This is a genomic window from Lentzea indica (assembly GCF_012184385.1).
GTDB classification, from domain to species: domain Bacteria; phylum Actinomycetota; class Actinomycetes; order Mycobacteriales; family Pseudonocardiaceae; genus Lentzea; species Lentzea indica.
In genome coordinates this window covers 1-10,833 of sequence record NZ_VSRL01000280.1, presented here as the reverse complement: position 1 = coordinate 10,833, position 10,833 = coordinate 1, and the positions used below count along the sequence as shown (strand labels likewise).

The following is a 10,833-nucleotide window of genomic DNA, read 5'->3' as shown; positions in this document are numbered from 1 at the left end:
GAGACCGGCCTGCGCGAGCACGAAGGTGCCCGTGCAGATCGCGGCTATGCGGGTGCCCGCCCGCGCCGCGGCACGGACCGCGTCCAGCACGCGAGGTCGGTGTCGCGCCCGCCGCCACCGATCACGATGCACGTGCCGGCGCTCCGGATCGCGGTGAGATCGCGGTCGACGACGACGTCGGGGCCGCTGATCGCCTCGACCGGCCGGGATCCGCCGCGCACACGACCAGCTCGTAGCCGCCGGCGGCGTCGAGGACCATCTGCGCGATCGCGAGGTCGAACGAGTACACCGGCGCGACCACGACGAAGACGATCCGATGCATGGCCAGAACCTCCGGGAACGTGGCAACCGGGCCGGTGCCACCGATCCGCGCGGCACCTCACAGTGGATCAAGCAATCCCGCGCATCCCAATCTTCCCGAAATGAGGATCATGTCCATGCACGTGATCATCGGTCGTGGCGCCACGGCTCACGCCGCGGCCCTGCTGCTCGCCGAGGCAGGCGACGAGGTCAGGATGGTCAGCCGCACCGGCGGCGGCCCCGAGCATCCGCACGTCACCCGGATCGCACTCGACGCGGGCGACGCGACCGCGTTGAGCGAGATCGCCGCAGGAGCGGCCACGATCATCAACTGCGTCATGCCCGCGTACCACACCTGGCCGCAGACGGTGCCTCCGTTGTTCGGCGCGATCCTGTCCGTCGCCGAACGCACGGGTGCCGTCTACGTGATGCTGGGCAACCTCTACGGCTACGGGCCCGTCGACGGGCCGCTCACCGAGGACCACCCGCTCGCCGCGACCGGCCCCAAGGGCGAGGTGCGCGCCCGCATGTGGCGGGAGGCGAAAGCGGCACATGACGCGGGCCGGGTTCGTGTCACCGAAGTGCGCGCCGGCCAGTTCATCGGCCCTGACGCGTTCTCGATCTTCAACGCGACGGTCCTGCCCCAGGTGCTGGCCGGACGGCTCGCCCTCGTGCCCGCCGCGCTCGACACCCCGCACTCGTTCACCTCGATCGGCGACGCCGCACTGGCCCTGGTCACCGCCGCTCGTGACCGGCCGCAGCCTCGGGCAGGCCTGGCACGCCCCCGTCGTCGTCCGCTCCGTCCGGGAGCTGGCGACCCGGCTCGCCGAGCTGGCCGGTGCGCCGGCACCCCGGCTCGCGGAGATGACCGACCGCGAGCTGACCCTGCTAGGCGCCACCGCCCCACTGTGGGAGGAGCTCTGGGAGACGCACTACATGTCCCACCGCCCGTTCGTCGTGGACGCCTCCCGCATCGAGACGACGTTCGGGTTGACGGCGACGCCGGTCGACGAGGTGCTCACCGCAACGCTGCGCCGGGCAGGCACGCCGACGCGGGCGCTCACCACAGCCTGACCGACCAGAGCCTCAACCAATCAGGGCCTTTGCAACGGGACTTTTGCGGACGTCGTCAAAAGTCCCGTTGCAAAAGGGCAGGTCAGCAGGTACGGGCGACCGATATGTCAGTCTTCAGGGCCGTCGCTGAGCACCTTGCGCGACACCTGCGCGTGCGCCAGCCGACGGACGGCCTTGATCACGGCGTCGCCGATGAGCGTGCCGACGACCATTCCCTCGACGATGTCGTCGGTCGAGCCGCGAGTCGCGATGTAGTCCACGTCGGCCTGCGCGATGATCTTCAGCCCCTCCAGGTAGGGGTCGAGCAGCTCGCGGAAGTGGTCGTGCCCGACCGACCTCGCCGCGGACAGCGCGGTGGCGAGCATGTGCGTGACGTTGCTGTCGGTGACGTCGGCACACTCCTCGCCCTGCCGTCGGAAGAACGCGAGGACGTCCTCGACCGCGAGCGGGTCGAGCTCGCCGGTGCCGGGCTGACTGATCGCCTCCTGCACCAGGCCGAGCTTCTTGTGCAGCGTGTCGTCGCGGGTGTCGAGGGCGGCGAGGACGTCGCGCACCGCGGCGATGGAGAGGTCGCCGACGTCGACCAGTGCCCGCACGAGCCGGAGCCTGCGCAGGTGCTCGTCGTCGTAATGCGCCTGGTTCGGGCTGGTCAGCACGCCGGCGGGCAGCAGTCCCTCACGCAGGTAGTACTTGATCGTCGGCACCGGAACGCCGCTTCGCTTCGAAAGCTCGCCAACACGCATATGGATAGTGTACCTTTCCGATAGCGGAGAGTACCGCTATCCATTCGTCACCGGGGGTTCAGATGTTGAAGACCGCGTACCACTGGCACCGACCGTTAATGCTCTTCACGCTGTCCATGGTCGTGCTGACCCCGATCGCCGCGCTCGGCATGCTGCTGGACGACCGGGTGCTGGTCGACTCGCCGATCTGGTTCAAGCCGTTCAAGTTCGCGGTGTCGTTCACGCTCTACAGCGCCACCCTGGCGTGGTTCATCAGTCTGCTGGAGGGTCGCCTGCACAAGATCGCGTGGTGGTTCGGCACGGCGTTCGCACTGACGGGTGTCGCCGAGATGACGATCATCGTCACGCAGGTCACCAGGGGGAAGCGCAGCCACTTCAACTTCGAGACGCCGCTGGACACGGCGTTGTTCGGGGCCATGGGCATGCTGGCCCTGGCCCTGATGGGCACGAGCCTGGTCATCGGAGTGTTGCTGTTCCGCAAGAGTTTCGACGACCCCGCCAAGAAGTGGGCGATCCGGCTCAGTCTGCTCATCGCACTCGTCGGCATGAGTGTCGGCTTCCTCATGACGCAGCCGCGCGCCGGCCAGTCGCCCGAGAAGGGCGTGCTCGGCTCGCACTCGATCGGCGGGCCCGACGGCGGCGCGTACATGCCACTCACGGGGTGGAGCACCATCCACGGCGACCTGCGCGTCGGGCACTTCATCGGCATGCACGCGGTGCAGGTGCTGCCCCTGCTGATCGTGCTCGCCGGCCGGTGGGCGAACGCGCGCCTCGCGTGGGTGGTCAGCGGTGGCTACCTGGGCATCACGCTGCTCGTCACGTGGCAGGCGCTGCGCGGACAGCCGCTCATCAAGCCGGACGCCCTCACCCTGACCGTCGCCGCCGCCATCGTCGTCGCGACCGCGCTGGGCGTGGCGTGGGCGCGGCAGCCGCAGAAGAACATCGAGAAGGAGCTCGTGCCCGCATGACCGCCACCCTGTTCGACCTGACGTTCCTGCTGATCGCGCCGTTCTGGCTGCTCATGATCTTCGCGCCGAAGTGGGCGTGGACGCGACGGATCGCCGAGTCGTACCTGATCGTGCTGCCACCGGTCGTGATCTACGTCGTGCTGATGATCCCGGTGCTGCCAGAGCTGTTGCCGCTGGTCACGCGGCCGGAGCTGGCGAAGCTCGCCGAGTTCATGGCCACGGACACGGGCGCCGCGCTGGTGTGGGCGCACATGATCGCGTGGGACCTGTTCGTCGGGCGCTGGATGTACCTGGAAGGTCGCCGCCTGAACGTCCACCCGCTGGTGATGGCACCCGTTCTGGTGATCACGATCCTGCTGGCCCCGGTCGGGTTGCCGCTGTTCCTGATCGTACGCAAGGTGTGTGACGCAAAGAACAGGGGTGCCACTGTAGTTACTCACCAGTAACGAGGGCTAGAGTTGGCGTTACCGACCGGTAGGGATGTCGCGCACCCCCTGCCCGGTGGACAGAGTTGTCACCACAAGTGGAGGAGACGCCGTGGCCGCACCAGCAGCGCCGGCACGCGTTCGGAACGTGGTCTTCGTCGACGGCGTCCGCACGCCGTTCGGCAAGGCCGGCCCGAAGGGCATTTTCGCCGAGACCCGTGCAGACGACCTCATCGTGAAGGTCATCCGTGAGCTGCTGCGCAGGCACCCCGAGCTGCCGCCGGAGCGCGTCGACGAGGTCGCCATCGCGGCGACCACGCAGATCGGCGACCAGGGCCTCACGCTCGGCCGCACGGCCGCACTGCTCGCGGGCCTGCCGAAGTCGGTTCCCGGTTACTCGATCGACCGCATGTGCGCGGGCGCGATGACCGCCGTGACCACCGCCGCGAGCGGCATCGCGTTCGGCGCGTACGACGTCGCCATCGCGGGCGGCGTCGAGCACATGGGCCGCCATCCCATGGGCGAGGGCGTCGACCCGAACCCGCGCTTCCTGTCGGACAAGATCGTCGACACCAGCGCGCTGGTCATGGGCCAGACCGCGGAGAACCTGCACGACCGGTTCCCGCACATCACCAAGGACCGCACGGACGCCTACGCGGCCGCTTCCCAGGCCAAGTACGCCGACGCGATCAAGAACGGCAAGATCGGGCCGGAGCTCGTGCCCGTCGCGACCCGTTCCGCGGAGCACGGCTGGGGCCTCGCCACCGCAGACGAGCCGCCGCGTCCCGGCACCACGGTCGAGGACCTGGCCAAGCTCAAGACGCCGTTCCGCCCGCACGGCCGGATCACCGCGGGCAACGCGGCCGGTCTGAACGACGGCGCGACCGGCTGCATCCTCGCCGAGGAGGAGACCGCGCGTGAGCTCGGCCTTCCCGTCGGCATGCGGATGGTCGGCTACTCGTTCCTGGGCGTCGAGCCCGAGGTCATGGGCATCGGCCCGGTGCCGGCCACCGAGAAGGCTCTCGAGCGCGCCGGTCTGTCCATTGAGGACATCGACCTGTTCGAGGTCAACGAGGCGTTCGCCATCCAGGTTCTCGCGTTCCTCGACCACTTCGGGATCGCGGACGACGACCCCCGCGTGAACCAGTGGGGCGGCGCGATCGCCACGGGTCACCCGCTCGCGTCGAGCGGTGTGCGCCTGATGACGCAGCTGTCGCGTCAGTTCGCCGAGCGGCCGGACGTCCGCTACGGCCTCACCACCATGTGCATCGGCATCGGCATGGGCGGGACCGTTATCTGGGAGAACCCGAACTGGAGTGGCGACAAGTGACCATCACCGCTGAGGAAGCAAAGGCGATCTTCCCCGACGAGGTCGTCACCCACGCCAAGACCCGTCTGATCAGCGTTCCCGGCCTCGACAAGCCGGTCGCGTTCATCACGATCGACAACGGCCTGGACCACACCCGTCCGTCGACGTTCGGCCCGCAGTCGCTGGTGTCGCTCGGCGCGGCGTTCGACGAGGCCCACGCCGCCTCGCCGGCCGCGATCGCGGTGACCGGCAAGCCGTTCATCTTCGCCGTCGGCGCGGACCTGACCGCGGTCGAGCAGGCCACGGACCGCTCTCAGGGCGTCACGATCGGCAAGCTGGGCCACGACGTCTTCAAGAAGTTCACCGACTCGGACATCCCGACCTTCGCCTTCGTCAACGGCGCGGTCATGGGTGGCGGTCTCGAGCTCGCACTGTCGTGCCACTACCGCACGCTCGCGTCGAACGCGGCCGCGATCGCGCTGCCCGAGGTGTTCCTGGGCCTGTTCCCCGGCTGGGGCGGCACGCAGCTGCTGCCGAACCTGATCGGCGCCAACGACGCCGTGACGGTGATCTTCGAGAACGCGTTGAACCAGAACAAGATGCTCAAGCCGGCGGATGCGCTGAAGCTGGGCATCGCGGACGTGCTGTTCGACTCCGCCGACTACCTGGAGCAGTCGCTGCTGTGGCTGTCCGGTGTCGTGCGCGGTGAGATCACCGTGCCGCGCAAGGAGATCGACCGCGGCGAGGCGTGGGACGCCGCCGTCGCACGCGCCAAGGCGATCGTCGCCGGCAAGACCAAGGGCGCGGCGCCGGGTGCGGAGAAGGCTCTGGCGCTGCTGGAACTGGCGCGCGAGAACGACCTCGACAAGGGCTACGCCGCCGAGACCGAGGGCCTCGCGGACCTCGTGATGAGCGACGAGCTCCGTGCCGGGCTGTACTCGTTCAACCTGGTGCAGAAGCGCGCGAAGCGTCCGGCCGGTGCGCCGGACAAGTCGCTGGCGCGCAAGGTCACCAAGGTCGGCGTCGTCGGCGCGGGCCTGATGGCCTCGCAGATGGCGCTGCTGTTCATCCGCCGCCTGCACGTGCCGGTCGTGCTGACCGACATCGACCAGGCGCGCGTGGACAAGGGCGTCGGCTACGTCCACAGCGAGATCGACAAGCTGGCCGGCAAGGGCCGGATCTCGCCGGACGAGGCGAACCGCCTGAAGGCGCTGGTCTCCGGTTCGCTCGACAAGGCCGCGTTCTCCGACGCCGACTTCGTGATCGAGGCCGTGTTCGAGGACCTCGCCGTGAAGCAGCAGGTGTTCGCCGAGGTCGAGGAGCACGTCTCCCCCGAGGCGATCCTCGCCACGAACACGTCGTCGCTGTCCATCACGGACATGGCGTCGAAGCTCAAGCACCCCGAGCGCGTCGTGGGCTTCCACTTCTTCAACCCGGTCGCGGTCATGCCGCTGCTGGAGATCGTGCGCGCCGAGCAGACCGACGACGCCACCCTGGCGACGGCGTTCGCGGTCGGCAAGCAGCTGAAGAAGTCCTCCGTGCTGGTGAAGGACGCGCCCGCGTTCGTCGTGAACCGCCTGCTGACCCGCTTCATGGGCGAGGTCATCAAGTCGGTCGACGAGGGCACGTCGTTCGAGGTCGCCGACAAGGCCACCGAGCCGCTCGGCCTGCCGATGTCCCCGATGATCCTGCTGCAGCTGGTCGGTTCCGCCGTCGCGTTGCACGTGTCGGAGACGATGCACGGCGCGTTCCCCGACCGCTTCTCGGTGTCGGAGAACATGAAGAAGTTCGTCGCCGCTGGCAAGGGCGCCGTCTGGCAGTGGGACGCGTCCGGCAACCAGACCGTCGACCCCGAGGTCCAGGCGCTCTGGCAGTTCGGCGACACCCCGCTGACCGGCGACGAGGTCAAGAACCGCGCGCTGGAGGCGTTGGCCGAGGAGATCCGGATCATGCTCGACGAGGGCGTGGTCGCGGAGGCACAGGACATCGACCTGTGCATGATCCTGGGCGCCGGATGGCCGTTCTGGCTGGGCGGCATCACGCCGTACCTGGACCGCACCGGCATCTCGGAGAAGGTGACGGGCAAGCGGTTCCTGGCGCCTGGTGTGGCGTCCGTGCCTGCCTAGTGCGTGTTCGGTTTGAGGCCCCGGTTCTCTCGATGGAGCCGGGGCTTCACTCCGTTTCGGGCTGGTACTGCTCCGCGCTGCCGTCCTGCCGGATGAAGTAGGCGTCGATGTTGGTGGCGCGCAACGTCACCTCGGACCCGGCCACCAGGTCCCGGTAGCGCAGCAGGTCCGGCAGCCCGATCGCGACGACGTCGAACGGGTGCTTCTGGCGCAGCATCAACGACCGCCGCAACGCCTCGCTGAACGCCCGGCGCGGTGAGTCGTCGTCCTCGGGGACCTCCACCAGCGCGCCTTCGAGCTGACGTTCGAGCGCGGCCCGCACGTGGTCTGCCGTGCCCCAGGCCGCGATCTCTGTGAGAGTCATGTGTCCCCTATCGCCGACGATCCCGGGATCATTAGCACTCCGGATGTTGCGATCAGGTCATGTTGTCCCGGTCGGTGACCTACCGGCCTTTGCGCATCAGAGCCGTCGTCCGCTCGCCGTCGTCGACCGTGAGCGGACCCGTGCCTTCGGGATCAACCACGCCGAGCGCGGCCGCGAGCTCACGTCCGTGCAGGTCGACGGCGGCTTCGGCGAGCGAGGACAGGTCGGTGATCGCGGCACGGGCGCGCGCCCAGCCGGTCAGCCCGACGAGGACGGCGATCACCGCGGCAGGCCACCAGAAGGCAGCGAGCACCAGGTACGGCAGCGCCCAGGTGCCGGTGGCGACCGCGGCCGCGAAAGCCGCGTGCGCGTTGCTGAGCTCGGTCCGGGTGGTCTCCGGCAGGAGCAGCCACAACCGCGGCCATCCGAAGGTGAGGTCGAGTCCGCTGCGGTGCAGCGCGACCGACTCGACGGCGTGGATGCGATCGCCCATCCAGGTCGGTCTGCCCGGCTCGGCCATGGCCATCCGGTTCACCCGGTCGGCGGCCGCGTCGACCAGGTCCTGTTCCCGCGCTGTGCGCGGCTCAGGGCTGTCGTCTTCGAGGCACCTGCGCTTCGCCACCAGCCGATGCCACCGCGCACGGCGGCGACGGACCGGCAGGGCCGCGAGCTGTCTCGGCCACTGCCCGAGCCACAGCCGTCGCGTCACGCCGGCGAGGGCCTGGACGGCGAAACCGACGCCGGCGGGAGCCACCAGGAACGCCACGACGAGGAGCACTTGGGCGCCGGCGGGCAGCTTCGTCACCGCGGTGGCCACGGCCGTGGCACGCTGAGAAAGCAGCGTGTGGTCCCATGCCTTCGCATGCCCGAGGGTGACGCCCAGCCAGGCGACCGCGATGAAGAAGGCGCCAGGGATGGCGAGCAGGCTGAGCCAGCGCTGGGCAAGCACCTTGGCCAGCTCCTGGAAGAATCCGCCCATCGCGGCTATGCCTGCCGCATGAGCTGACCGGTCACCCGGCATCGCGGCAACGCACCCGCCGGAGGCGGCACGTCGGTCCGGTCGCAGGAACCGTCAGGGCAGCTGAACCGCTCTCCGCTGGCACGGCCGGGTCCGCCTCCCGGCAACCCGGCGCCCAACGCGCGCAACGTGGTGTCGCCGTCGGTGCCGAGCAGGCGGCTGAGCAGGCCGAGCACGGGCCGCCGGGCTCTGGCCTCCACCAGGATCTGGTCGAGCAGCTGCTCGCGTTCGACGGAATGGCGCCGCGCCTCGTCCCGCAGCGCGTCGAACTCCTTGCACAGGCTTGTCAAAGCCGCCCGTTCCACGTCCACGGCGGCAGATACTGTCACATCGTGGCTGCTGGATCCGATCATGCGACCTCATTGTCCGAAAACGCGCTCGCGATCTGGACCCGCGCGCAACAGACCGGGCGGCTCGACGAGGTGGACCAGGCCATCGACCTCGGGTTGCGGGCGATAGCCGCAGCAGGCGTCGACCACCCTGATCGGGTGACCTTCGTGTCGAACGTGGGCACGTACCACCTGACCAGGTTCGGGTTCACCGGCCAGGTCGCGGACCTGGACCAGGCGATCACGTATCTCGAACACGGTGTGGCGGCCCCCGCCGGGCCGAACCACGCGCTCTTCCGGTGCAACCTGGGCACGACCTACCTGTCGAGGTTCGAGATGACAGGGCAGGCGGCGGACCTCGACCGGGCGATCGACCACTTCACCCGCGCGGTGGCGATCACTCCCCACAGCACCTACCTAGGCAACCTCGGCGCGGCGCGCTGGACCCGGTTCGGGATCGTCGGCGACCACGCCGACCTCGACCACGCCATCAAGGCCCTGCACCAAGCGATCGCCACGGGTGACAACGACCCGAACCGCGCGCTGTTCCTCGGCAACCTGGGGGCGGCCCTGCACTCCCGCTACGAGCACACCGGTGACCTCACCGATCTCGACCACGCCGTTGACGCCGCGCGGCAGGCGATCGCCGCGGACCCCGGCAACCCCAACCTGTCGTACTTCCTGAGCACCCTCGGGGCGACCCTGCACTCCCGCTTCGAGCGCACCGGCGACCTCACCGATCTCGACCAGGCGATAGAGCACCACGAGCGTGCGCTGGTCGCCACCCCGGACCGGCAAGCCGGTCTCGCCATGCGCCTGTCCAACCTCGGGACGACCTATCGGACGAGGTTCGACCGCACCGGACGACTGTCCGATCTCGACCGGGCGATCGACGCCGGGCAACGCGCGGTCGCGCTGGCGGGCGACTCCCCTCGTACCGCGACGTGGCTCTCCAACCTCGGGATCAGCTACCAGACCAGGTTCGAGCGCACCGGCCACCTCGCCGACCTCGACCTCGCCGTCGAGCTGAAGGAGCGTGCGGTCGCCGCCACCCCGGACGGCCACCCGGAGCAGGGCATCCGGCTGGGCAACCTCACCAGCGCCTACACCGAGCGGCACGAGCGCACCGACGACATCGCCGACATCGACCGCGCGATCGAGACCGGCCGGCGGGCGGTCGTCGCCACGCGGGACGAGCACCCCGGTCTGCCGGCGTTTCTGTCCAATCTCGGTACGGCACACCACTACCGGTACGACCGCACCGGTGACCTGACCGATCTCGAGCTGGCCGTCGTCCGCAAGCAACGGGCGGTGGCGCTCACTCCGGCCGACCACCCGGATCGCGCGCAGTTCCTGTCCGGGCTCGGGCTGGCCCACGAGGCGCGGTACGGGCGCACCGGCCACGTCGCGGACCTCGACCGGGCTGTCGAGTGCGGGCGGGAGGCGGTCGCGCTCACGCCTGCAGACCATGCCGATCGCGCCCTGCGCCTGAACAACGTCGCGTCGGCGTACCACGAGCGGTACGCCCACCTCGGCAGCCTGTCCGACCTGGACCGAGCCGTCGAGTTCTACGAACGGGCGGTGGCGGCCACCCCTGACGACCACCCCCGCCTCGTCATCTGCCTGTCCAATCTCGGGAACGTCTACCTGACGCGTGCCAAGCGCGCCTCGTCGCTGTCCGATGTGGACAGTGCGATCGCGACCACCCTCCGAGCGGTCGACTCGACCCCCGAGGACCACCCCGACCGGGCCCTGCGCCTGCACAACCTCGCCCAGGCGCACCTGGAACGCTTCGAGCAGGCACGTGCCGGCGACGACGTGGACCTGGCCGTGGACCTCGCGATGCAGGCTGTCCGCACGACCCCCGAAGGCCACCCCCGCCGTGCCCTGTCCCTGTCCACCCTCAGTGCCGCTCACCAGGCCCGGTTCCGGCACACCAAATCCTTGTCCGATGTGGACAGTGCGGTGACCGCGGCCCGGCTGGCCCTCGCCGCGACTCCTGACGACCATCCGGACCGCGCGGCGCGGCTCTACCGTCTCGCGCTCGGGTACCAGAACCGGTTCGACGCGGGTGCTGACCGGCCGAGCCACGACGAGCTCGCCGCGTTGATCAGCCAGGTCGACGCGGTGCGCGCGGCCCCGCCCGGCGACCGGATCATGGCGGGATGGGCGGTCGG

At 69.6% G+C, this 10,833-nt stretch carries 13 protein-coding genes; 6 read left to right on the top strand and 7 right to left on the bottom strand.

Annotation, left to right across the window (positions count from 1 at the left end; translation table 11 throughout):
* Positions 1 to 121: 121 nt before the first annotated feature.
* From FXN61_RS41615 to FXN61_RS53645, 3 genes are all read right to left on the bottom strand, one after another.
* Positions 122 to 322, bottom strand: coding sequence for a type 1 glutamine amidotransferase family protein (locus FXN61_RS41615; RefSeq protein WP_167979356.1), 201 nt, complete (start codon positions 320 to 322; stop codon positions 122 to 124).
* Positions 323 to 469: 147 nt separating this feature from the next.
* Positions 470 to 712: a hypothetical protein gene (locus FXN61_RS53650; RefSeq protein WP_246292830.1), complete on the bottom strand. Its 243-nt coding sequence runs from the start codon at positions 710 to 712 to the stop codon at positions 470 to 472.
* A gap of 36 nt (positions 713 to 748) precedes the next feature.
* Positions 749 to 1,039: a hypothetical protein gene (locus FXN61_RS53645; RefSeq protein ID WP_246292828.1), complete on the bottom strand. Its 291-nt coding sequence runs from the start codon at positions 1,037 to 1,039 to the stop codon at positions 749 to 751.
* A gap of 8 nt (positions 1,040 to 1,047) precedes the next feature.
* Here FXN61_RS53645 and FXN61_RS53640 point away from each other — a divergent pair, with 8 nt between their 5' ends.
* Positions 1,048 to 1,374 carry a Rossmann-fold NAD(P)-binding domain-containing protein gene (locus FXN61_RS53640; protein ID WP_246292826.1) on the top strand — a complete coding sequence of 109 codons (327 nt, stop codon included), beginning with the start codon at positions 1,048 to 1,050 and terminating at the stop codon, positions 1,372 to 1,374.
* A 107-nt stretch (positions 1,375 to 1,481) separates the two neighbouring features.
* Here the strand turns inward: FXN61_RS53640 and FXN61_RS41605 are convergent, their stop codons facing one another.
* Entirely contained in the window at positions 1,482 to 2,117 is a 636-nt protein-coding gene (locus FXN61_RS41605) for a MerR family transcriptional regulator (protein ID WP_167979355.1), read from the bottom strand.
* Between the two features lie 98 nt (positions 2,118 to 2,215).
* On the opposite strand from FXN61_RS41605, the gene FXN61_RS41600 reads away from it, so the two are divergent.
* From FXN61_RS41600 to FXN61_RS41585, 4 genes are read left to right on the top strand one after another with little or no spacing between them, the layout of a single operon-like run.
* A complete protein-coding gene (locus FXN61_RS41600) occupies positions 2,216 to 3,085 on the top strand; it encodes a hypothetical protein (protein ID WP_246292824.1) in 870 nt (289 codons plus the stop codon).
* Positions 3,082 to 3,531: an ABA4-like family protein gene (locus FXN61_RS41595; protein WP_167979353.1), complete on the top strand. Its 450-nt coding sequence runs from the start codon at positions 3,082 to 3,084 to the stop codon at positions 3,529 to 3,531. The genes FXN61_RS41600 and FXN61_RS41595 overlap by 4 nt, the downstream gene beginning before the upstream one ends.
* A gap of 34 nt (positions 3,532 to 3,565) precedes the next feature.
* Positions 3,566 to 4,840 carry a thiolase family protein gene (locus FXN61_RS41590; RefSeq protein WP_188136058.1) on the top strand — a complete coding sequence of 425 codons (1,275 nt, stop codon included), beginning with the start codon at positions 3,566 to 3,568 and terminating at the stop codon, positions 4,838 to 4,840.
* Positions 4,837 to 6,945 carry a 3-hydroxyacyl-CoA dehydrogenase NAD-binding domain-containing protein gene (locus FXN61_RS41585; protein WP_167979351.1) on the top strand — a complete coding sequence of 703 codons (2,109 nt, stop codon included), beginning with the start codon at positions 4,837 to 4,839 and terminating at the stop codon, positions 6,943 to 6,945. The genes FXN61_RS41590 and FXN61_RS41585 overlap by 4 nt, the downstream gene beginning before the upstream one ends.
* A 46-nt stretch (positions 6,946 to 6,991) precedes the next feature.
* Here FXN61_RS41585 and FXN61_RS41580 read toward each other — a convergent pair whose 3' ends face one another.
* The 3 genes from FXN61_RS41580 to FXN61_RS41570 form a co-directional block, all read right to left on the bottom strand.
* The gene (locus tag FXN61_RS41580; RefSeq protein WP_167979350.1) at positions 6,992 to 7,309 is read right to left on the bottom strand and encodes a hypothetical protein; all 318 of its coding nucleotides are present in this window, start codon (positions 7,307 to 7,309) and stop codon (positions 6,992 to 6,994) included.
* Positions 7,310 to 7,388: 79 nt separating this feature from the next.
* Positions 7,389 to 8,288 (bottom strand): hypothetical protein, encoded by a 900-nt coding sequence (locus tag FXN61_RS41575; protein ID WP_167979349.1) that lies wholly within the window; start codon positions 8,286 to 8,288, stop codon positions 7,389 to 7,391.
* 5 nt (positions 8,289 to 8,293) lie between these two features.
* Positions 8,294 to 8,656 (bottom strand): hypothetical protein, encoded by a 363-nt coding sequence (locus FXN61_RS41570; RefSeq protein ID WP_312878415.1) that lies wholly within the window; start codon positions 8,654 to 8,656, stop codon positions 8,294 to 8,296.
* A gap of 3 nt (positions 8,657 to 8,659) precedes the next feature.
* Between FXN61_RS41570 and FXN61_RS56005 the strand changes: the two genes are divergently transcribed.
* Positions 8,660 to 10,833 (top strand): tetratricopeptide repeat protein (locus FXN61_RS56005; protein WP_223165827.1); only part of this gene is annotated, 2,174 nt, incomplete at its 3' end.

What these genes read in the sequence shown, in the direction of transcription:
- FXN61_RS41615 (WP_167979356.1), bottom strand. Translation starts at nt 322, where the DNA reads ATGCATCGGATCGTCTTCGTCGTGGTCGCGCCGGTGTACTCGTTCGAC.
- FXN61_RS41605 (WP_167979355.1), bottom strand. Translation starts at nt 2,117, where the DNA reads ATGCGTGTTGGCGAGCTTTCGAAGCGAAGCGGCGTTCCGGTGCCGACG.
- FXN61_RS41600 (WP_246292824.1), top strand. Translation starts at nt 2,216, where the DNA reads ATGCTCTTCACGCTGTCCATGGTCGTGCTGACCCCGATCGCCGCGCTC.
- FXN61_RS41595 (WP_167979353.1), top strand. Translation starts at nt 3,082, where the DNA reads ATGACCGCCACCCTGTTCGACCTGACGTTCCTGCTGATCGCGCCGTTC.
- FXN61_RS41590 (WP_188136058.1), top strand. Translation starts at nt 3,566, where the DNA reads ATGTCGCGCACCCCCTGCCCGGTGGACAGAGTTGTCACCACAAGTGGA.
- FXN61_RS41580 (WP_167979350.1), bottom strand. Translation starts at nt 7,309, where the DNA reads ATGACTCTCACAGAGATCGCGGCCTGGGGCACGGCAGACCACGTGCGG.
- FXN61_RS41575 (WP_167979349.1), bottom strand. Translation starts at nt 8,288, where the DNA reads ATGGGCGGATTCTTCCAGGAGCTGGCCAAGGTGCTTGCCCAGCGCTGG.